The sequence below is a fragment of the Streptomyces sp. P9-A2 genome, assembly GCF_036634175.1.
Classification (GTDB): domain Bacteria; phylum Actinomycetota; class Actinomycetes; order Streptomycetales; family Streptomycetaceae; genus Streptomyces; species Streptomyces pratens.
The window spans coordinates 3772003-3791799 of the sequence record NZ_JAZIFX010000001.1; the positions used below are offsets into that span (position 1 = coordinate 3772003).

Genomic DNA, 19797 nt, shown 5'->3' on the forward strand with positions numbered 1-19797 from the left:
ACTCCCGTGAGTCCTGCCGTGAGTCCTGCCGTGAGGACGGGTCCGCCCGTGCGCCTGCACGTCCTCTTCGCGCGGGGGTCCTGCGGCGACTGTGCTGTGCCTACTCGCCCGCGGGCCGCTCGATCAGGCGCGCGAACGCGTCCAGGTTCCGGGTCGACTCGCCGCGCGACACCCGCCAGGCGTGCTCCTTGCGGATCGCGGTGGCGAACCCGAGCTCCAGAAGGGTGTTGAAACTTCCGTCGGCGGCCTCCAGGACCTGGCCGAGCAGCCGGTCGACCTCGTCGGGGGTGACGGCGGCCAGCGGGAAACGGCCGGTGACGTAGATGTCGCCGAGCGGGTCCACGGCGTAACCCACGCCGTACAGCTTGAGGTTGCGCTCGAGGAGCCAGCGGTGGACGGCGGCCTCGTTCTCGTCGGGGTGGCGGACGACGAAGGCGTTGAGGGAGAGCGAGTGACGGCCGACGATGAGGGAGACCGTCGTGGACAGCTTGCGGGTGCCGGGCAGCTTCACCACGTACGTGCCGGGGGCCGGAGTCTCCCACTCGAGCTCGGCGTCCTTCAGTACGCCCTCGACGACGCGTGCCGCCCGCTGCTCCGCTCCCGCCGCTCCCGCCGTCCTGTCAGCCATGGTGGGAGCGTACGTGACGGCGGTGCGCCTGCGTCGCGGCCGTGTAGACGTCGGCCGTGGCGGCGGCCGCCCTGTCCCAGCCGAAGGACCGGGCGTGCAGGGCGGCGGCCTCGCCCATCCGGTCCACGAGGTGCGGCGCGTCGGCGAGATCACGCAGCACGCGCGCGTACGCGCGCGGGTCGTGGCCCTGGACGAGGAAACCGGTGTCCCCGTCCCGTACGGCCACCGGCAGTCCGCCGACCGAGGCCGCGAGCACCGGGGTACCGGCCGCCTGCGCCTCTATGGCGACCAGCCCGAAGGACTCGCTGTAGGACGGCATGACGAGGACGGACGCGGCCCGGAACCAGTCCGCGAGCTGTTCCTGCCCGACCGGCGGACAGAACCGTACGACGTCGGCGACGCCCAGGCGGGCGGCCAGCTTCTGCAGCCCCTCGGGCTTGGCGAGGCCGCTTCCGCTGGGACCGCCGACCACGGGGACGCAGATCCGCGAGCGCAGCTCGGGGCGCTCGCCGAGCAGGACGGCGACCGCGCGGAGCAGCACGTCCGGAGCCTTGAGGGGCTGGATGCGGCCCGCGAAGAGCGGGATCAGGGCGTCCTGGGGCAGGCCGAGGCGGGCGCGGGCGGCGGCCCTTCCATCGGCTGGACGGAAGCGGGACAGGTTGACGCCGGGGTGGACGACGGCGACCTTGTCCTGCTCGGCCTCGTAGTGCCGGACGAGTTCGCCCGCCTCGTCGGCGGTGTTGGCGATCAGCCGGTCCGCGGCGGCGACGATCTGGGTCTCGCCGATGACGCGGGCCGCCGGTTCGGGGGTGTCGCCGTCGGCGAGGCTGGCGTTCTTGACCTTGGCCATGGTGTGCATGGCGTGCACCAGGGGGACGCCCCAGCGCTGGGCGGCCAGCCAGCCGACGTGACCGGAGAGCCAGTAGTGGGAGTGGACCAGGTCGTAGTACCCGGGCCGGTGACCGGCCCAGGCCTGCATCACACCGTGGGTGAAGGCGCACAGCTGGGCCGGCAGCTCCTCCTTGGCGAGGCCCTCGTAGGGGCCCGCGTCGACGTGCCGGACGAGGACACCGGGCGCCAGGTCGACGGTGGGCGGGAGGGCGGCGGCGGTCGCGCGCGTGAAGATCTCGACCTCGATGTTGATCGCGGCGAGGCACTGGGCGAGTTCCACGATGTAGACGTTCATGCCGCCGGCGTCGCCGGTGCCCGGCTGGTGGAGCGGGGAGGTGTGCACGGAGAGCATCGCCACGCGGCGGGGCCTGCGGTGCAGTCGCAGCCGTGGAGGTGCGGCGGGAGAGCGCCGCCCGAGCCTGGCGATGTACTGGCTCACGTGCCGGTCCTCCTCGCTGCGGGCATGACTGTGGGGGCATGACTGTGGGGGGCATGCGATGCGCCCGCCAGTTCCCCAACACCGGAGGGACACGTTCCAATTTCCGGACGACCTCCACGGATCGCGTCTTTGCCGAATCATTACCGGATATCGCTCAACCGTTCGAGCGCGGAATGAGTGGGGTGCGCGGGAGGCGCGGGAGGCACGGCACCGGCCGACACAGCACCGGCGCACCGGCCGACGCGGCCCCGCTCCGGGGGCCCGCATACCCTCGTACGCATGACCGCCCGCGCCGTCGCCCTCCCCCACGCTCGACCTCTCCCCCACACTCGACTCCGCTCGAGCGGGGGGACCCCCGTCGTGGGCGCGGTGACGCGCGGTACCACCAACCCGAACCGCCTGCGCCGCATGGATCGCTGGATCGCGGCCACGCACGGCGCCGAACTGCGCCGCACCGAGCACCCCGTCGCCGTCGACCTCGGCTACGGCGCCGCTCCCTGGACGGCGGTCGAACTGCTGCACCGTCTCCGTGCCGTGGCTCCGCGCGCGTGCGTGGCGGGCGTCGAGATCGAACCGGCCCGGGTCGCGGCGGCCCGCCCGTACGAGCGTGAGGGGCTGTCCTTCCGGCACGGCGGCTTCGAGATCCCGCTCCCCGGCCGGCCGGCACTGGTCCGCGCGGCGAACGTCCTGCGCCAGTACGACGAGGCCGAGGTCGCCGCCGTATGGCAGCGGCTGTGCGCACGGCTCGCACCGGCCGCCCCGGAACGGGGCTCGCGCGGAGGGCTGCTGGTCGAGGGGACCTGCGACGAGATCGGACGGCGGCACGTCTGGGTCGCCCTCGGCCCCGAAGGACCGCGCACGGTCACGTTCGCGACCCGCCTCGGCTCTCTGGAGCGCCCCTCGGACCTGGCGGAACGCCTGCCGAAGGCGCTCATCCACCGCAATGTCCCCGGCGAGCCGGTGCACGCCTTCCTGCGCGACTTCGACCGCGCCTGGGCGGCGGCGGCGCCCTACGCCTCGTACGGGGCCCGCCAGCGCTGGATCCGTACGGTGCGGGACCTCGCGGCCGACTGGCCGGTGACGGACGGCCCGGCGCGGTGGCGGCAGGGCGAAGTCACGGTGCGGTGGGAGGCCCTGGCACCCCGGGGGTGAGTCGTTCGTCACATCGACGGGGCGATCGCCATGACGGGGAGGGGGAGGTGGGAAGGGTCACCTCTGGTCACTTCACAGGTCGGCATGGCAACATCCCCCGAGTAACAGGATGTTACTGACGGTTCATCAGCTTGGGGGCGGGGTCATGAAGGCGGGCAGGCGCACTCTGACGGCGACGGCGGTGGCCGTGGTCTGCGCGATCACCGTGCTGGCGGCACCGGGCGCGGCGTTCGCCGCCCCCACCCCCCGGCCCTCCCCGGGCACCACGACGGGCGCCGGCGCGCATCCCGGCACGGACCCCGAGGTCGCACCGTCCAAGGACCTCGAAGCCGTCCGCAAGAAGCTCGAGAAGTTCTACCGCGCGGCGGCCGTCGCCACCGAGGAGTACAACGCCGCCGAGGAGAGGACGAAGCAGCAGTCGGCCGAGATCGTCGAGCTGACCGGGAAGATCGTCGAGGGCCAGGAGAAGCTGGACGACCTGAAGGACCGCGCGGGCGCCGCGGCCGCCTCCCAGTACCGCGGCGGCGGGCTGCCGCCCGAGGCCCATCTGATGCTGAGCGACACCCCCCAGGACTTCCTCGTCGACGCGGGCCGGATACGTCAGGGCCAGCACGCGGCCAAGGGCCTGCTCGGTGAGATGAAGCGCGCCCAGGAGGACTTGGAGCGGTACGCGGAGGACGCCGAAGCCCAGTGGCGGAAGCTGGAGACGGGCCGCAGGGCCAAGGCCAAAGCACAGCGGAAGGTCGAGAAGAAGATCGCGGAGGCCGAGAAGGTCGAGTCCGAGCTGGAGCAGGAGGAGAAGGAACGCCTGGCCGAACTGGAGCGGCAGGCCGCCCGGAAGGCCCAGGCCGCCTGGCTGAAATCCGGCGCCCTCGAAGGCACCGCGGCCGCGGCGACCGGGCAGGGCAGGAAAGCCGTCGCGTACGCCACCGCCCAGATCGGCAAACCGTATGTGTGGGGCGCCGAGGGCCCGAAGGCGTACGACTGCTCGGGGCTGACCTCACAGGCGTGGATATCGGCCGGGCAGGCCATCCCGCGCACCTCGCAGGAGCAGTGGAGACAACTGCCGCGCGTCGCCGTCAAGGACATGCGGCCGGGCGACCTCATCATCTACTGGGACGACGCCAGCCACGTCGGCATGTACACCGGCGACGGCTCCATGGTGCACGCCCCGCGCCCGGGCCGGACGGTGACGACCGCCGGTGCCGGTTCGATGCCCATCCTCGGGGTGGTACGCCCGGGCGGGACCGCCGACGAAAGCGGAGACGACACCGGAGGCGGAAGCAAGAACAAGAGCGGGCGCGGCAACGGGAGCTGAAACAGGAGCGGGAACGGGAACGCGAACGCGGCATCGCACACGACCGAGGACGCGGTCACAGTCACGGTCACGGCGGCAGCCTCGGACACGGGCACGGCCGCGAACTGAGTGACCCGGATCTCGCGCCCTTCCACCCCGCTCGGCCCACCCCGCTCGACCTACCCGTGACCTGCACCACGTGATCCGATCCACGCAATGGGTGTTGTCAAACCCCCGTGGACGTGACGTTCGTCATTCCGGCTGCATCTCCGATGCCTGTCCAACTGGTGCCCATTACGCGGCATATGACACTGATTGATGGCCGGGCGACGTGCTCCACGCCATTCCGCTGCGGTGCCGACACCCGCTATCGTCCCCGCTGGAAAGGGCACCCCTGCTCGCACGGAGTCGGTGAGCACGGGACGGGCCGAGAGCCCACGCCCCCACCACGCCCTCGGGGGGAGGGAAGGAACCCGGAACAATGCCCGCACCCGTACCGCGGCAGAGAACGCTCCCGGCCGCGGAAAGCGGTCAGGCGCACGCCGCATCCATGAGCAGCGGTCCCGCCAAGGGCGCCCCGGAGACGGGGACAACGGCCCCGCACACGGCGGAACACCCCGCGATCAGCACCATCGGCAGCACCGCGAACGGCAGCGCCGAAGGCGACACCCGCACCGAAACCGACATCGACACCGCGCACCACACGGGGAAGGCCAGGACCAGGATCACGCCGGACAGCGCCGAGGCGGCCTCGACCGCCCCCACCAACCTCACCCTGCTGCTGATCGAGGACGACCCGGCAGGCTCGCCGATCGTGCCCGAGCTGCTCGACCGGGGCGGCAGGCCGATCCGCGTCCGCACCGCCCGCAACCTCACCGAGGCCGAGCGGCTACTGACCGACGACGTCCACTGCATCCTCCTGGACCTCGCCCTGCCCGCACCCGGCAGCCGGCCGGCAAACGGCGGAAACGGGTCGAGTGGCGCGAACGGCAGCGGTGGTAACGGCGGTAGCGGCGGCGATGAGGGCGACGACGAGCTCGCCGTGCTCAAGCACGTGCTGGAGCTCGCGCCCCGGCACGCCGTCCTCGCACTGACCGCGTCCGGTGACGCCGAGCGGGGCGCCGAAGCGGTGCGCGTGGGCGCCCAGGACTATCTCTTCCGTGACGAGCTGGACAGCAGGCTGCTGAGCAGGGCCATCCGGTACGCGGTGGAGCGCAAGCGGTCCGACTCGGCCGAGCGCCGGCTCGCCGAGGGCAGACTGCACGCCCGGGAGAACCGCCGGCTGGAACGCGGGCTGCTGCCGACGCCGCTCCTGGACGGCTCCCCGCTCCACTTCGCCGCCCGCTACCGTCCGGGCCGCTCGCGCGCCCTGCTCGGCGGTGACTTCTACGACGTCGTCCGCACCCCGGACGGCACCGTGCACGCCATGATCGGCGACGTCTGCGGCCACGGCCCGGACGAGGCCGCCCTCGGCGTGGAGCTGCGGATCGCCTGGCGGGCGCTGACCCTGGCGGGCCTGTCCGGGGACGAGCTGCTGGGCACGCTGCAGCAGGTGCTGGAACACGAGCGCGCGGACGACGAGATCTTCGCGACCCTCTGCACGGTGGACATCTCCCCTGACGGCCGGGATGCGGGCCTGTGCCTGGCCGGCCATCCGTCACCCCTGCTCGCCCGCCCGGGGCACCCCGCGCGGCTGCTGCCGTACGACGACAACGGCCCCGCGCTCGGACTGCTGTCCGACGCCCGCTGGCCGCGTACACAGGTGGAGCTGGGCACCGAGTGGAGCCTGATGCTCTACACCGACGGCCTGATAGAGGGCCGCGTCGGCGACAGCGGGGAACGGCTCGGCCAGGACGGCATGGTCGGTATGGTCCGCCGCCAGCTCACCGACGGCCTGCGCGGCGAGGAACTGCTCCGAGCGGCGGTCAACGAGGTCCGCGCCCTCAACGGCGGCGAGCTGGCCGACGACGTGGCGGTACTCCTCCTGGACCGGGTGCCACAGCCGTAACCGTGGCCGTGGCCGGTCCAGCCCGATCCGGTCCGGTCCGGTCGCCCCGGCTCCGGTCCGGTGCCTTTACCGGCCTCCGTTGTACGGGCCGTAGGGGCCGTCGCTGCTGGAGCCCCGGTGGCTGCGCCCGCCGCCGGAGAGGCCACGCAGGGCGGGACGGACGTCGACCATGTAGACGATGGTCGCGATGAGCCCGATGATCGGCAGGAACGACATGATGTCGAAGATCAGGTTCACCACGAAGGCGAGCCCCAGGATGATCAGCCAGAACGGCTTGGTCTTCTTGTCCGCCGCGCGGTAGGCGTCCTCGCGACGGGTGGCCGCGTCGATCAACGCGAAGCCGCTGAAAACGATCAGGGCCACGCTCAGCAGCCACATGAACCCAGCGAAGCCCTGCATCAGCACAACGTCCACCACCCGACTCGGCTCGTCCTTACGCGGTCACCGTACCCGCAACCGCCGGCCGGCTGTCCGTAGAACGGGCCGGACACCACAAGAGTGCCCAGCCCGTTCAGTTCCACCCACTGCTCACCGCTGCCGCTCCGCTCTGCTCGCGGCTACTTGGTGGGCGGCGTCGTCTTCTTGGCCGTGGTCTTGCGCACCGGAGTCTTCTTGGCCTCCGACCCCTTCGCCTCGTCGGAGGCGGAGGCGGTCGGAGCGGCCTTGCCGCCCTTGACGGCCTCGTCCTCCTTGACCTCGACAGCCTCGACGACCTCGAGCTTCGGCTTGGGCTCGGCCTTCGGCTCGACGGCGACGGCGATGTCCTCGATGCCCTCGGCGGCCTCACCGCGCCAGGTCTTCACGGTCTGCTCGCCGTGCTCGGCGACCTTCTCGTACGTCTCACGGGCCTTGACGGCGTACTCGGCGGCGACGCCGACGCCCCGCAGCGCGAGGTCCTGGGCGGTCTCCCCGAACTTCTTGAGGTCGGTGTCGAGCGAACCGAAGAACTCGCCGACCTTGGCCTGGACGGTCTCCTGCGTCTCCTTGGCCCTGGTGGTCGCCCTCTCCTGGACGGCCTTCGGGTCGGTGTGCCGCACGGCCTCGATGCGCGAAGGAGCCTCGGCGCGGATCTGCTCCACCAGCCCCGGCACCTTCTTGGCCTGCTGCAGAGCGAGGTCGGCGGTGCCGGCGGCGAAGTAGAGGGGGGTCGGGTTGCTGAAGGTCTTGCGCAGGTCGTCGGTGATGGCCATGGTGAGGGTCCTCCCGGATCCGTTTTCGGCTTGTTTTTCGTCTTTGTCTTCGTCTTCGCCTGAGGGTCTGTGTGATCCGCGGCGGCGGCCGGTGCCCTGGTCCGGCTCAGTCGGCCGTCTGCTGCGGATCGCTGTCGGTGCCGTCGGCCGCACGGGGGCGGCGCCTGGCGGACGTACCACTCTTGCCGAGGGAGGGCGCCCGGCGCTTGGCCGGCGCACCGCCACCGCCCTGACGTCCCCTCCGTTTCCCGGCACCGTCCCCGGAGCCGTCCGTGGCGTCCGAAACCTCCGCGACGTCCGCAACCTCGTCTCCCTGAGCGGCACCGGCACCGCCGACGACACCCACGACATCGACAGCACCGACGGCGTCCACACCCCCGGCGCTCCCCGTCGTCTCACCGTCCTCGGGACCCACAAACCCGTTTTCCTTGCGGAAGGACTCGTAGATCTGGAGCAGTACCTGCTTCTGACGCTCGGTCAGGGTGAGATCGGCGAGGATGACCGCCCGTGTCTCGATGTCGTCGCGGTCCCGCTCGGCGTCGAGGATGCCAGCACGCACGTACAGCGTCTCGGCGGAGATCCGCAGCGCCTTGGCGACCTGCTGCAACACCTCCGCGCTCGGCTTGCGCAGCCCGCGCTCGATCTGGCTCAGGTACGGATTGGACACCCCGGCGGCATCGGCGAGCTGCCGCAGCGACAACTGCGCGTTGCGCCGCTGTTCCCGCAGATAGTCACCGAGATTGCCGACGTTGAGTGATGCCATGCCTCCACCCTGCCGCACACCGCTAACTATTGCAAGCACCTGCTTGCAATAGTGCGCCACGCCATGCGGGGCCGGAGCGTGACCGAGTACGGCAGGTGTCCCGTCTCCGTGCAGTTGAGGCAGTCCCGGTCTTTGTGAGGCATCCGGTCACACGTCTCGCTCAATCTCGGGCATTCGGTGCGGTGTCTCGGTCAACCTGAGGCAGCGGTTCGCTCTGCCTTCTACGGTCGTTACGGCTGGTCAGCACGCCGAGTGGGGGTGGCTGGTGGAGGCAGGGGACTTCTGGCTGGAGTACGTCGACAGCCGGGGCGAGTCACATGGTGGGCCGCTGGAGGTGGTGTGGCCTGTGTGCTTCGAGGCGGTCGGGCAGGTTCGGGGGTTTCCGTCGTACCGGGGGCAGCGCAATTTCCCCGGCTGGTACTGGGCTGCGACCAGCGCCGAATTGGTGGGTTACGAGTCGTGGGTGGAGCTCAGCCATCTGCTGCGGCTGGATGCCGACCCGGAGGTGATCGGGGTGGCTTCCCAGCCGTTTCGGCTGTCGTGGCGGTACCCCGGCGTGCGTCGGCGGATCAGGCACACGCCGGACTATTTCGTACGTCGTCGGGACGGCAGGGCGATGGTGCTGGACGTGCGTCCGGACGAGTTGGTCGAGGCGGAGGACGCGGCGAAGTTCGCGGCCACGACCGTGGCCTGCGTCCGGGTCGGCTGCGGGTCGGGTTGATCGATCCGGTACTGGCGGCGAATCTGCGCTGGCTGTCGGGCTACCGGCATCCGAGGGTGCGGCGTGAGCCGGTCGCGGAGTGTCTGCGGGCGGTGTTCGCCCAGTCACAGGGCTTGCTTGCCGGGGTCCGGGCGGTCGGAGATCCGATCGCCGTGCTGCCGGTGCTCTTCCATCTGCTCTGGCGACGGGAGCTGGCCGTGGATCTGGTGGGCGAGCGGTTGTCTGCGGCGACGCTGGTGCATCCGGCACCCGTCGCGGTGAGGGAGGTGGAGAGCGGTGCCGGCGCGTCCGCGGCTTCTGTCGCTGGGTGACCGGGTCCGCTACGAGGGGCGCGAGCACAGCGTTGTGGCCTTGCATGGAACGGCGGTGAGGCTGGTCGACGATGCCCAGGCGGCGAGCGTGGTGCTGCTGGGTCATCTGCTGGCCTCCGAGGGGTTCGCCGTGCTCGGCACAGGTCCGTCCCGCCCGCCGTTGCCACAGGAGGGGGTGCTGGATGGCCTGCCTGCGGAGGAGGCCGAGCGGGTCCGGTGGTGGCATCGGCACCTGACCGAGCTGATGACGGGCCGTCCGGATGCCGATCACGGCACGCCGGTGAGGGCCGAGTACGACCCGGACGTGCGCTCGGTGCGTCAGCGGGAGCTGGCCAAAGTCGCCGAACTCCGGGAGGCCGGCGAGGAGGTGGCCTTGAGCACGCTCCAGCGGCTGCGCGCCCGTTTCGAGCGCGAGGGGGTGGCGGGGCTGGTGGACCGGCGGCTGGTCAAGCCCTCCACGGGGACGGGCCGGGCCGATCCGCGGGTGGTGGCGGCGATCGAGAAGGTCGTCAGCAGCCGGACCGATGAGGCGACCGTGTCCGCGCAGGTGCTGCGGCGCCAGGTCGAGCGCCTGCTGGCGGACGAGCACGGCGTCGGGACGGTGGCGATGCCGTCGCGGGCCGCGTTCTACCGGCTGCTTCAGGCGGTCTCGACGGGACGGCATCTGCTGGGCTCGGCCCGCACCCGCCGCTCGCTGGGCAAGCAGCCGAAGCGGATGTTCGGGCAGCTGGCGGCAGTGCGGCCGGGCGAGGTGATGGAGATCGACTCCACGCCGCTGGACGTGCTGGTCGTCCACGACGACGGGACGGTGGACCGCTGCGAACTGACCGGGCTGGTGGACCTGGCGACGAGAACCCTGGCGGCAGTGGTGCTGCGGCCGTCGACGAAGGCGGTCGACGCCGCGCTGCTGCTGGCACGGGCGATGACACCGGAACCGGTCCGGCCCGGCTGGTCGGACGCGCTGCGCATGTCCCGGTCGGTGCTGCCCTACGCCTCGCTGCTGCCGCTGGACGAGCGGCTGGCCAAGGCTGCCGCGAAGCCGGTGATCGTCCCGGAGACGGTGGTGAGCGACCGGGGGAAGGCGTATATCTCGAACAACTTCCGCAATGCCTGTCGTCACTTGGGGATCTCGTTCCAGCCCGCACATCCCGACACCCCGACCGACAAACCGCACATCGAGCGGATGCTGGGCTCGGTCGCGACGATGTTCGCCCAGTACGTGGCCGGCTACACCGGCCGCAGCGCCGAGATGCGCGGCAAGGACCCGGCCGCGCAGGCGGCCTGGTCCATCCACGAACTCCAGGAACTCTTACAGGAGTGGGCCGTCGCCGTCTGGCAGACGAGACCGCACGACGGTCTGCGGGACCCGCTGATGCCGGACCGTCCGCTGAGCCCGAACGAGAAGTACGCCGCGCTGGTGTCGGCGGCCGGATCCGATCGCAGCGCTTCCACCGAGCCGCCAACTTCCCCCAGACCGCCAGGTTCACGAAACTGATCATCTCCCTGGCGCAGCGGCCGGAGACCGAACGCAGAGTCGCGCACCTCACCGGCTTCACTCAGATCGAGTTCGAGCAAGCCTTCCGCCTGGACCACCGCCCCCGAGGCATCACGCTCCCCTGGCTCCGCAACGGCCTTGTCGGCTTGGTGGAAGCCGTCGCAGATCTGACTCACGACGGTGAACCCGAAGACGCCTCATCCTGACTGACCATCACGAAGCATCCGCATCGTGATCGAGGAGAGACATCCCGGATGCCAGAGCGCGGGCAGTGTCGGCGAAGTACTGCTCGTCGGCACCAGACGCAAGGCCGAGGGGAACGCCCTGGCTAAGGCCTACGAACAGTGCCCTGAGGGCGGTGGTCAGGCGTTGTGCCTGTTGTGACGTCACAACACTTCCGTTGTGCGACCTTCCGGTGAACAGCGCGATCAGATGGTCCTCCTGCGACCGGATGGACATGGCGAGCTGGGACCCCAGCTCTGGGTCATGCAGAGCCATGTCCAGCAAGGTGATCTGGAGCGAGAGGCGAGACAGCGCGTCCGGGGCGTCACAACTGCGCCGGTAGTACCGGGCAAAAGCGTCGACAGCTTCCAGCAGATCAAGCCCAGCGGGAGCCACCTGCTCGATCTCCTCGTAGTACGGCCGCAGGTAGTCGGCGACCAAAGCGACCACCAGGCCGTTCTTGCTCCCGAACAGTGAATAGATGGCGCCGGTGGTCAGGTCGGCGCGTTCGGCGATCTCATCAAGCTTGGCCCGGTACCCGTCCCGGGAAACGACCTGGAACGCAGCGTCCAGCAAGGCTCGGCGGTTGCGTTCCTTGGCCTCCGCTCTCGTCATTCTCATAGTTTGATTATTGCCGTAATCTCGTTATGAAACCAATCGGGACAAGCTTCAAGGAGGACGCTCATGACCCAGGTTGTGGCATCGCGGGTGACCCGCCAGACCGTGGGGGCCATCGCCGATGGCACCTTCAAGGTGTTGCTCGCCGCTGTCTACATCGCCGGCGCTGCCCCGCTCGGCCGGTTACTCGGCACGCCGGCCTGGCTGATGGTCGCCTCAGGCGTGGCCCTGCTGATCGGCGGCGGCATCGAGATCAGATACACGCACAGCCGGTCGATGCGCACCTACACGCGGCTCATGATTGCCTACGACAGTGGCTGGGTGCTGACGACCCTGACCGGCCTCCTGATGGCGCGGCAGGGCAGTAGCGCCGGGGGTGAAGTCTGGATCGGGTATCAGACAGCCGCCCCCATCATGTTCGCCGCACTGCTGATCGCCGCTGCCCCTATGCAGATGACCTCGAACACTCAGCGCGACGCCTCGGATTGAGCGAGACAGCCGCCCCGCCCCCGTCTCACTCAAACTGAGGCACCCCAGGTCAGGCACTCACCCTGCCCCATCTTCAGCGAGACCGGACACGAGTACGGCAGGTGTCCGTTCCCGGCACATCTGCCGGTTCCCGCCTGATCTGTCCGGTGAAGTGAGCGGGTTCCGGACGAACTGTGCGGCAAGCCGCCCTCCGCCAGGCCGCCTCCCGCAACGTTCGGTCGCGACCAGTGGTGCCCTGGCCACTCGACCGAGTCGTTCGCGTTCGGCCTTCTGCCCCGGCGAGCCGAGGCGCGGGGCCGGGTCCGGCTTGGTCCCGAGACCCCACGTGTACTTCCTCGTCCTGGCGGAAAACCACGGGGTGCACCTCCAGCCCGGGGAACCATGAAGCATGCGACCGGATGGCTGGTACCTCACCCAGGACGTCGACGAGTTCCTCGCCCGAGCCGGAGACTTTCTGCGCTCTCGGCCCGGACCGCACGTCATGCAGCTGACCTGGGCCGAGAGAGTGCGAGCGCGTGGGGCGGAGGCGTTCGGCACCGAGGCCCCCGTCTTCGGCCTGCTGGAGCGAGCAGGTGAGGTGCACGCCACCTTCTTCCGCCTCCCGCCCCGTGGTCTCGGCCTCTCTCCGCTCACGCCCGAGCAGGCCGACTCCCTCGCCGCCCGTCTGGCCGCCCTCGGGCACTCCCTTCCGTCGGTCAGCGCGGACCACAGCACCGCCACCGCTTTCGCCGAGGCCTGGCAGCGGCACACCGGCGCGACGCCGGAACTCCGCGACACGCGGCTCCGTCTGTACCGCCTCGGCACACTCACCCCACCGGAGCCGCTGCCGTCGGGCCGGGGCCGCGTCCTGGGCGAGCAGGACCTCGAACAGGTCATGTTCTGGTGCGGCGAGTTCGCCAAGGCCGTCGGGGAAGACGTCTCCATCGACGCCGGCACCTGGGCCGACACCCGCTTCGCCGACAAGCGCTACACGCTCTGGGAGACCCCGGACGGCACCCCGTCTCCATCGCGGGCATGAACCCGCTGATCGGCGGCCAGATCCAGGTGGACATCGTCTACACCCCGGCCCACCTGCGCGGACGCGGCTACGCGGGTGCCGTGGCGGCGGAGGTGAGCCGGGCCGCGCCGGCCGCGGGCGCGAGGGACGTCGTGCTGTTCGCGGACCTGTCCAACCTCACCAGCAACGCCCTCTACCAGCGTCTCGGCTATCGCACGCTCGCCGACTGGGCCGCGTACGACTTCTCGTGTGCCGCACCGGAAGCTGGTCGAGAACCGGCGAACGTGCGGCGCGCCGAGTGATCGCCCGGGTGAGGGTCTTGGACCTGTTCGATCCGCCCGTCCCGTGACCGATCGGTCAGTCGGCCGGTCGGTCGGCCGACCGGTCGGGGCGGGCCGGGCGGGCCGGGCGGCGCTCAGTCGGTGGCCGCGCCGAACCACCTGGGGAGCCGGTCGAGGAGATCCCCCTACTCATCGCCGACCTGCCCGCCCGAGCCGGGACGGACGTTACGAGCCCTCGTACAGCCGCTCCAGGTCGGTGACGGTCCCGGCGGTGCGGGCGCCGGTGGTTGACCTTCACCTTGGGTGAGGCCGCAGCCTCGGGAGGGCCGGGCGGAGGGCCCGGCGTCAGGAACGGTGGTGAGCGGCATGCACTTCGAGTTGTTTCGGATCCGTGCTCAGGAACTCATACGGGAGGCCGACGCGTACCGGCTCGCCCGGCAGGCGAGGAGCGCGCCGCCGGATCCGAGGGCCGCAATCAGGACAAGGCTCCGGACGACGTGACGGCCGGCGGACTCGCTGTGGAACATCCGGACGGGGCCGGGACGCGGGTGTGATGCCAGGGACAGAGGGTTCAGGAAGCGCGGTGCCGCTGCCGGGCGCGAGCCGCGCGGGCCCATTCCCCGATGATCGGAACGCAGTGCTCGGCGAAGTACTCGTAGTCCTCGGCGGTGTTGTAGACGTGGGCGGAGAGCCGCAGATAGCCGATGCCGTCGAAACTGGTGAAGGCGGCCTCCACCCCCAGTTCCCCGGCCGCCCGGTCGCGCAGCGCGTCGGCCGAGACGCGGCTGTCGGCCAGGCCCTCGGGCAGCCGCACCAGCCGCATCCCGGGCACGGGCATGCCGACGTCCACCGGGCCGTCGAAGCCCGTCAGCGCGGCGAGCGCGGCGCCGATGGTCCGCTCGGCGTAACCGGCCAGATCGTCCATGTAGCGGCGGGCGGCGGGCCAGCCCCAGGTGCTCTCGACGAAATCGATCGCGGTGGCGGCGGCGAGAGGGCCAGTGGCGTCGATCGTGCCCTGCTGGTCGAAGCGGTCGGGGTACGGGTCCTCGGCCCCCCAGGAGTCGATCAGCGGATACAGGTCGTCCCGTTGCGGGCCGCGGGCGACCAGGGCGGCGGTGCCGCGCGGCGCGCAGGCCCACTTGTGCAGGTTGCCGACCCAGAAGTCGCAGGCCGTCCCGGCGAGCGGGGCGGCGATCAGCCCCGGCGCGTGCGCGCCGTCGACGAGCAGGGGGACACCGCGCCGCCGCGTCTCGGCGCCGATCCGCTCCACCGGCATGCGGCGGGCGGTCGGCGAGGTGATCTGGTCGACGACCACGAGGTCGGTGGCGTCGCTCAGTTCGGCGGCGACGGCCTCGTACGCCTGCTCCTCGTCCGCGTCCAGCGGCACCCTGGCCGTACGGACCCGGCCGCCCCAGCGGCGTGCCAGACGCTCGGCGCCCATGGTGACGGCGCCGTAGCCGTGGTCGGTGACGACGATCTCCCCGCCGTGGCGGCGCTCGAGGCCGGCGTGAACGACGCTGGCGCCGGCGCTCGCGTTCTGCACCAGGGCGAGGTCACCGGGGTCCGCCCCGAGGAACGCGGCGAGGACGATCCTGGCCTCCGCGAGCCGTTGCGGCAGCGCGGGGAACCAGACCACCGGCGCGCTCTCCATCTCCTCCCGCACCCGCTGCTGGTGCTCCTGCGCCACCAGCGGGACCGCCCCGAACGAACCGTGGTTGAGGTGCCGCAGGGCCGGGTCCAGTGACCACGCGTGGAGGGCCGGCCGGCCGTCGGCCAGCAGCAGGGGGCGCGGTGCGGTGGTGACCTCGGTCTCGCTCACATGACTCCCCTCCGGGCCCCGGGAGGGGCCTCGAGTACAGCCTCGCACCGGCAGCCATCAGAGCCCAGGAGCAGGAGCAGGAGCCCAGGACACGGGATGACTCGGACTGGTGGCAGGAGGCGCGCGCAGCGGCTTTCGGAAGAGTCATGCTCCACCTACACCAGGGCGCGGGCAAGACGGGGATTGGCGGTGGAACGGGTCGGCAGGCCGAGCGAGCCGGTCGCCGCCGCCAGCGTCATCGCGTACGAGTCCACCGCGCGCTGGACGTTGGGGGCGTCCAGGCTGGCCCCGGTCACGATGCGGTCGAGGTCGATGTAGGCGGAGCGCACGATCTCCACCAGGCGGTACACCTGCCAGTCCTTCTGCCAGTCACGGGTGTACTCGGACGGCAGCCGTCGTTCCCAGCGGCGGAACATCCGGTCGCGGATCTCCGGGCGGGTGGGCGTCAGGTGCATATGGCGCACCAGGTCGTAGAGAGGGTCGCCGACCAGGGCCATCTCCCAGTCGATGATGGTCAGCGCGAAGGCGTCGTCCCTGCGTACGAGGTTCCACGGGTTGAGATCACCGTGCAGCAGGGAGGGCCTTCGGTCGCTCACCGTGTGGCGGGAGAGGATCTGGTCGAGGCGGTCGGCGTCCGGCAGTCCGAGATGTCGTGCCAGCCGTTGTGATCTCTCGGGCAGTTCGGCCACCAGCAGGACCAGTTGGTCCTTGAGCCAGCGGTAGAAACCCCTCGTCCCCGCCAGCGGATCGAGTTGTCCGTAGTCCACCCGTGTCAGGGCGCGGAGCTGGTCCACGAGACCGTCCGCTTCGTGCGGCAGCAGGCCGTTGACCGGGTGGTTCGGGGGGTGGCCGATATCGTCCGGCCCTACGTAGGTGTGGATGGCGAAATGATCCTCCGGATAGCTGACGCCCAGCGCCAGGGCCCTGGGCGCGGCCACGGGGACGAACGCCTCCTCGATGGCCCGCAGGACGGCGTGCTCGCTGAGAACGCTGCGTTCCCTTCGGTACTCCTCGGGCAGCTTCCGCCGGACGACCACGGGGCGGTCGAAACCCGATACGCGCACCACCGAATTGAGGTGCGCGGTCCCCTTGAACACCCGGCTCGCCGGAGCCGCTCCCTCGAGCGCCAACGCATCGCGCACCGCGGAATCAGGAAAGTCCGCGGGCTGCTCGAGGCGCCGGTCCGGTTGCCAGGCGAAGGCTCTGGCCCTCAGGCTGCGGCCGGCGCCGCTCTCACCGGCCCGGGCCGCCAGCCAGCGGAACAGCGCCCGCTCGACCTCCTTCTCCCCCGGCACGCTCCCGAGCCGCAGCGGTTCGGCAGCCTCCTCCAACGCCCTGCGCACCTCCTCCGTCGCCTCGTCCAGTCTGTTCTGGGTGAACGACTCCTCGAGGGACCGCGCCGCCCGCATGACGTCGGGATACACGGACTGGGCGCGCTCGAAGGCCAGGTAGTGGCGCAGATCCTTGCCCAGGCCGTTGACGGCGTTCGGGCGGACCTCCCGCATGGCGCCCGCCCATGCCTCCACCACCTCGGGGAACTGATGTGCCGGATACCGCATCCGCACCAGATGAGTCGCCAGATCGTGCAGCGGATCACCGTAGGTCGCCAGTTCCCAGTCGACGCAGACGGGCGGCCGGTCACCGGCGTACGACAGGATCAGATTGTCGCGGTGCAGGTCGGCATGGAGCAGGCTGTACGGTCGCCGCGCCATGACGGGAATCCGCTCGGCCAGTCTGAGCAGGGCGTCCTCGGGAATGCCCAGGGCCACGAACAGTCCGCCGAAAGAAGGCCAGTTGGGATCTCTGACCTGCTGATCCGCGAGATGCGTCAGGGTGCGCAGAAAGCCTTGACTGTCCATGTCGTTGCGGGGCCAGACAGGCGGCAGCGGAGGAAGCCCGTTGCGGCGCACCAGCGCCATACCGGCCAGGAGCCGGGCCAGTTCCTGGACGAGCAGGGAGTCAACGGGTTTACCGTTTCCGCAGACGCTGGAGAGCGGGACTCCTTCCACATAACTGTGGACCGCGAAGCCGTGGCCCCTGGCCAGGACCTCCGGCACGTACGGCAGGGTGCCTCTGATCGCGCTGAGGATCTCCTGCTCGTTCTGCCAGGTTCTGATCACCACCGGCAGCGTGTCGGCACGCCGGATTCGCACGGTCACGGACGTACCGACCTCACGGCCCAGCGGTTTCGCCATGGCCGGTGTGACCGGCATGACGTAGTTCTGGTTGTGGTGACCGCTGATTGCCTGACCCACCCGCGCGGCCAGATCGACGAAGGTGCGGTATCCCGGTGAGGGCGCGGGATGTTCCCCGAGGGCGGGACGGGGACGGGAAGATGCGCCCACTGACTGCTCCGGAAGTGCGAGGGGAGTCACGACATGGCAAACGGAAGGCACGAGGCCGGTATCACACATGATGAACGGCGCGCGACGGAGCAGCGCGCCGAGCGCACTCGGTGGTGTGCCACCGCTCTGCGTGAGGACCGCGCGAACTCGTCGGAGATTGGCTTGTCAGCCTCTTGAAACGAGCGCCGAAGAGCATGTGCTCAGGGGGTGCGGCTCAGTCGGTGCGGGCATGCTACAGGAAGCAGGGTCCCGGTCCGGTGCTCCTGTTTCTCATCGGCGTGCGGGCACGGACCCGGCGGGACGGGCTTGTCGTGGGGGCCGCCGTGCTGCTCGCCCTGCTGATGATTCAGGCCTGAGGCGCGGCGCGGATCCGGTCGAGTACGGGTTCCAGGGAGGACAGGATCACGGTGGCGCCGGCGGCCTGCAGGATCTTTTCCTTCTCCTCGTTGCGGGCGTAGCCGAGGAAGGGCACGCCGGCCGCCCGGGCGGCGTGGAGGTCGGAGGGGGTGTCGCCGATCATCAGGGCGGAGGCCGGGGCCGCGCCCATGGCGTTCAGGGCGCGGTTGATGCAGTGGGGGTCGGGCTTGAGCCGGCTGAGCTGCTGGGTGCGGCCGTAGATGTGGGGGGCGAAGCAGCCGAGCAGGCCGCGGTCGGCGAGGTACTTGCGGACCACGTGGGGAGAGTTGTTCGTCGCGATGGCCTGCCGGGAGCCCACCGCCGTCCAGGTGCGGATCAACGGGTCGGCGTAGGCGGTGGGCCACGCCGAGGACGCGGCCAGCATTTCCTCCTGGGTGAGCCGTGCCTCCAGTTCGGCCACCAGGTCACTGCCCGGGTGCCTGCGGTCGACGGCGCGGAGCACCGCGTGCGGGTCCAGCGACTCGCGTTCGGGCTCCGTGAGCAGCCCGTGCAGCCCCCGGCCCTCCAGCCATTCGACGAGGTCCGTCGCCACCCGTTCCGCCGAGTGGCCGGCGAACAGGCGGCAGATGGGCCCGTCGAAGTCCCACAGCACGACGCGGGCGCCGCTGATGAGGCCGTTCAGGTCGTTCAGTTCGTCCGAGTTGTTGAGATCCCTCCGGTCGTTCCGGTCGTTCCGGTCGTTCCGCTCGTTCCGGTCGTTCTCGGTCTCGTATGTCACTGGTTCGGTCTGCGTCGCATCAGAAGTCACTAGGAGAGTGTCAGGTCCGTCGTGATGGTTTCCCAGAGGGCGTCGAACCACTTCTGGGATTCCTCCACGAACGCCTGGTCCCGCTGTCCGGCCTGCTTGGCGAAGGAGAAGAGCAGGGACTGGGAGCCGAGGGCGTCGTACATGTCCAGGGTCTGGGTGCCCCACTCCTCCTCGCGCCTGGCGAGCATGTAGTAACCGAGCAGCGCTTCCTGGCCGTTGAGCAGGTAGAGCTTCATCGGCGGAGTGAAGGGCAGGGCACGGAACCTGACGTGGACGTCGATGCCGTGGGTGTGGCGGACGGCCTGCAGGTTGTGCTGGAGCACCTGGGCCTGGGCGTTGCGCATCTGCAGCCAGCGCTCGTGGACCGGGTCGTCGCCGTCGGCGTTCTCGTCGACCAGGACGGGGAAGGCCAGGTTGATGGTCCGGGACGGCAGGAGAACGCGGAATTCGATCGACTCGGGGCGGAGTCTGCCCTCGTGGATCAGCCGGACGGGTTCGCCGACGGCGACCATCAGCGTCTCGGAGGTGTGGGACACGACGTCGATACGGACGTGCGCCGCGGAGAAGGCCTCGGTGAGACGGGGGGCGAGGCCGACCATGGTCGGCTGGGGTTCGTCCGACGCCGGGGCCGGTTCGGCGATCCGGGGCGGGCTGCCCTTGCTGACGTTGCTCAGCAGACCGTCGTCCGCGAGAACGCGCAGTGCCTGGCGGACGACCCCGCGCTCCACGCCGAACTCCTCGGCGAGCTCGGCCTGGGTGGGCAGGCGTTCGCCGACCCTGAGCTCCCCGGCGCGGATACGTTCGCGCAGGATGTCGGCGATTTCCTGGGGCGAGTTCCTGCTGTTGCCGTTCACTGCGACGCTCTCCTGGGCCACGACCAAACGCTACAACTTTGATCCATCTATGGGGAGTTGTTTGAGAGTTGTTTATAACTACCTGCCAAGTGGGGACAACCTAGCTAGAGTT

17 protein-coding genes and 1 pseudogene are annotated in these 19797 nt (G+C 70.5%); 8 read left to right on the plus strand and 10 right to left on the minus strand.

The window, feature by feature from the left end; all coding sequences use genetic code 11:
* Positions 1-100: 100 nt before the first annotated feature.
* Entirely contained in the window at positions 101-628 is a 528-nt protein-coding gene (locus V4Y04_RS17080) for a YbjN domain-containing protein (RefSeq protein ID WP_332428976.1), read from the minus strand.
* On the minus strand, positions 621-1958 hold the full coding sequence (gene mshA, locus V4Y04_RS17085; RefSeq protein ID WP_332428977.1) for a D-inositol-3-phosphate glycosyltransferase: 1338 nt from the start codon (positions 1956-1958) through the stop codon (positions 621-623). The genes V4Y04_RS17080 and mshA overlap by 8 nt, the downstream gene beginning before the upstream one ends.
* A gap of 360 nt (positions 1959-2318) precedes the next feature.
* Between mshA and V4Y04_RS17090 the strand changes: the two genes are divergently transcribed.
* From V4Y04_RS17090 to V4Y04_RS17100, 3 genes are all read left to right on the plus strand, one after another.
* Entirely contained in the window at positions 2319-3110 is a 792-nt protein-coding gene (locus V4Y04_RS17090; protein WP_332428978.1) for a class I SAM-dependent methyltransferase, read from the plus strand.
* Positions 3111-3255: 145 nt separating this feature from the next.
* A complete protein-coding gene (locus V4Y04_RS17095; RefSeq protein WP_332428979.1) occupies positions 3256-4428 on the plus strand; it encodes a C40 family peptidase in 1173 nt (390 codons plus the stop codon).
* Positions 4429-4957: 529 nt separating this feature from the next.
* A complete protein-coding gene (locus V4Y04_RS17100) occupies positions 4958-6415 on the plus strand; it encodes a PP2C family protein-serine/threonine phosphatase (protein WP_443080034.1) in 1458 nt (485 codons plus the stop codon).
* A gap of 66 nt (positions 6416-6481) precedes the next feature.
* Here the strand turns inward: V4Y04_RS17100 and V4Y04_RS17105 are convergent, their stop codons facing one another.
* From V4Y04_RS17105 to V4Y04_RS17115, 3 genes are all read right to left on the minus strand, one after another.
* Complete coding sequence (locus V4Y04_RS17105) at positions 6482-6814, minus strand: DUF2516 family protein (RefSeq protein ID WP_332432879.1); 333 nt, start codon at positions 6812-6814, stop codon at positions 6482-6484.
* Positions 6815-6972: 158 nt separating this feature from the next.
* Entirely contained in the window at positions 6973-7605 is a 633-nt protein-coding gene (locus tag V4Y04_RS17110; protein WP_332428982.1) for a hypothetical protein, read from the minus strand.
* A gap of 106 nt (positions 7606-7711) precedes the next feature.
* Positions 7712-8368 (minus strand): helix-turn-helix domain-containing protein, encoded by a 657-nt coding sequence (locus tag V4Y04_RS17115; protein WP_332428983.1) that lies wholly within the window; start codon positions 8366-8368, stop codon positions 7712-7714.
* Positions 8369-8633: 265 nt separating this feature from the next.
* On the opposite strand from V4Y04_RS17115, the gene V4Y04_RS17120 reads away from it, so the two are divergent.
* From V4Y04_RS17120 to V4Y04_RS17130, 3 genes are read left to right on the plus strand one after another with little or no spacing between them, the layout of a single operon-like run.
* On the plus strand, positions 8634-9089 hold the full coding sequence (locus tag V4Y04_RS17120) for a TnsA-like heteromeric transposase endonuclease subunit (RefSeq protein WP_332428984.1): 456 nt from the start codon (positions 8634-8636) through the stop codon (positions 9087-9089).
* Positions 9086-9400, plus strand: coding sequence for a hypothetical protein (locus V4Y04_RS17125; RefSeq protein WP_332428985.1), 315 nt, complete (start codon positions 9086-9088; stop codon positions 9398-9400). Before V4Y04_RS17120 ends, V4Y04_RS17125 begins: the two co-directional genes overlap by 4 nt.
* Before the next feature lie 55 nt (positions 9401-9455).
* Positions 9456-10895, plus strand: a complete 1440-nt coding sequence (locus tag V4Y04_RS17130; RefSeq protein WP_332428987.1) for a hypothetical protein — start codon at positions 9456-9458, stop codon at positions 10893-10895.
* A gap of 213 nt (positions 10896-11108) precedes the next feature.
* Here V4Y04_RS17130 and V4Y04_RS17135 read toward each other — a convergent pair whose 3' ends face one another.
* Entirely contained in the window at positions 11109-11732 is a 624-nt protein-coding gene (locus V4Y04_RS17135; RefSeq protein ID WP_332428989.1) for a TetR/AcrR family transcriptional regulator, read from the minus strand.
* Positions 11733-11801: 69 nt separating this feature from the next.
* Here V4Y04_RS17135 and V4Y04_RS17140 point away from each other — a divergent pair, with 69 nt between their 5' ends.
* Together V4Y04_RS17140 and V4Y04_RS17145 are read left to right on the plus strand one after the other, a co-directional pair.
* Positions 11802-12224 carry a hypothetical protein gene (locus V4Y04_RS17140; RefSeq protein WP_332428991.1) on the plus strand — a complete coding sequence of 141 codons (423 nt, stop codon included), beginning with the start codon at positions 11802-11804 and terminating at the stop codon, positions 12222-12224.
* A 388-nt stretch (positions 12225-12612) separates the two neighbouring features.
* A pseudogene (locus V4Y04_RS17145) lies at positions 12613-13523 on the plus strand (GNAT family N-acetyltransferase).
* Between the two features lie 550 nt (positions 13524-14073).
* On the opposite strand, the gene V4Y04_RS17150 reads toward V4Y04_RS17145, so the two are convergent.
* From V4Y04_RS17150 to V4Y04_RS17165, 4 genes are all read right to left on the minus strand, one after another.
* Positions 14074-15321 carry an aminotransferase class V-fold PLP-dependent enzyme gene (locus V4Y04_RS17150; protein WP_332428993.1) on the minus strand — a complete coding sequence of 416 codons (1248 nt, stop codon included), beginning with the start codon at positions 15319-15321 and terminating at the stop codon, positions 14074-14076.
* Between the two features lie 155 nt (positions 15322-15476).
* Positions 15477-17666 carry a phosphotransferase gene (locus tag V4Y04_RS17155; RefSeq protein WP_443080036.1) on the minus strand — a complete coding sequence of 730 codons (2190 nt, stop codon included), beginning with the start codon at positions 17664-17666 and terminating at the stop codon, positions 15477-15479.
* A gap of 346 nt (positions 17667-18012) precedes the next feature.
* The gene (locus V4Y04_RS17160; RefSeq protein ID WP_332428995.1) at positions 18013-18882 is read right to left on the minus strand and encodes an HAD family hydrolase; all 870 of its coding nucleotides are present in this window, start codon (positions 18880-18882) and stop codon (positions 18013-18015) included.
* Positions 18831-19712 (minus strand): GntR family transcriptional regulator, encoded by an 882-nt coding sequence (locus V4Y04_RS17165; protein WP_332428997.1) that lies wholly within the window; start codon positions 19710-19712, stop codon positions 18831-18833. Before V4Y04_RS17165 ends, V4Y04_RS17160 begins: the two co-directional genes overlap by 52 nt.
* Positions 19713-19797: the final 85 nt, after the last annotated feature.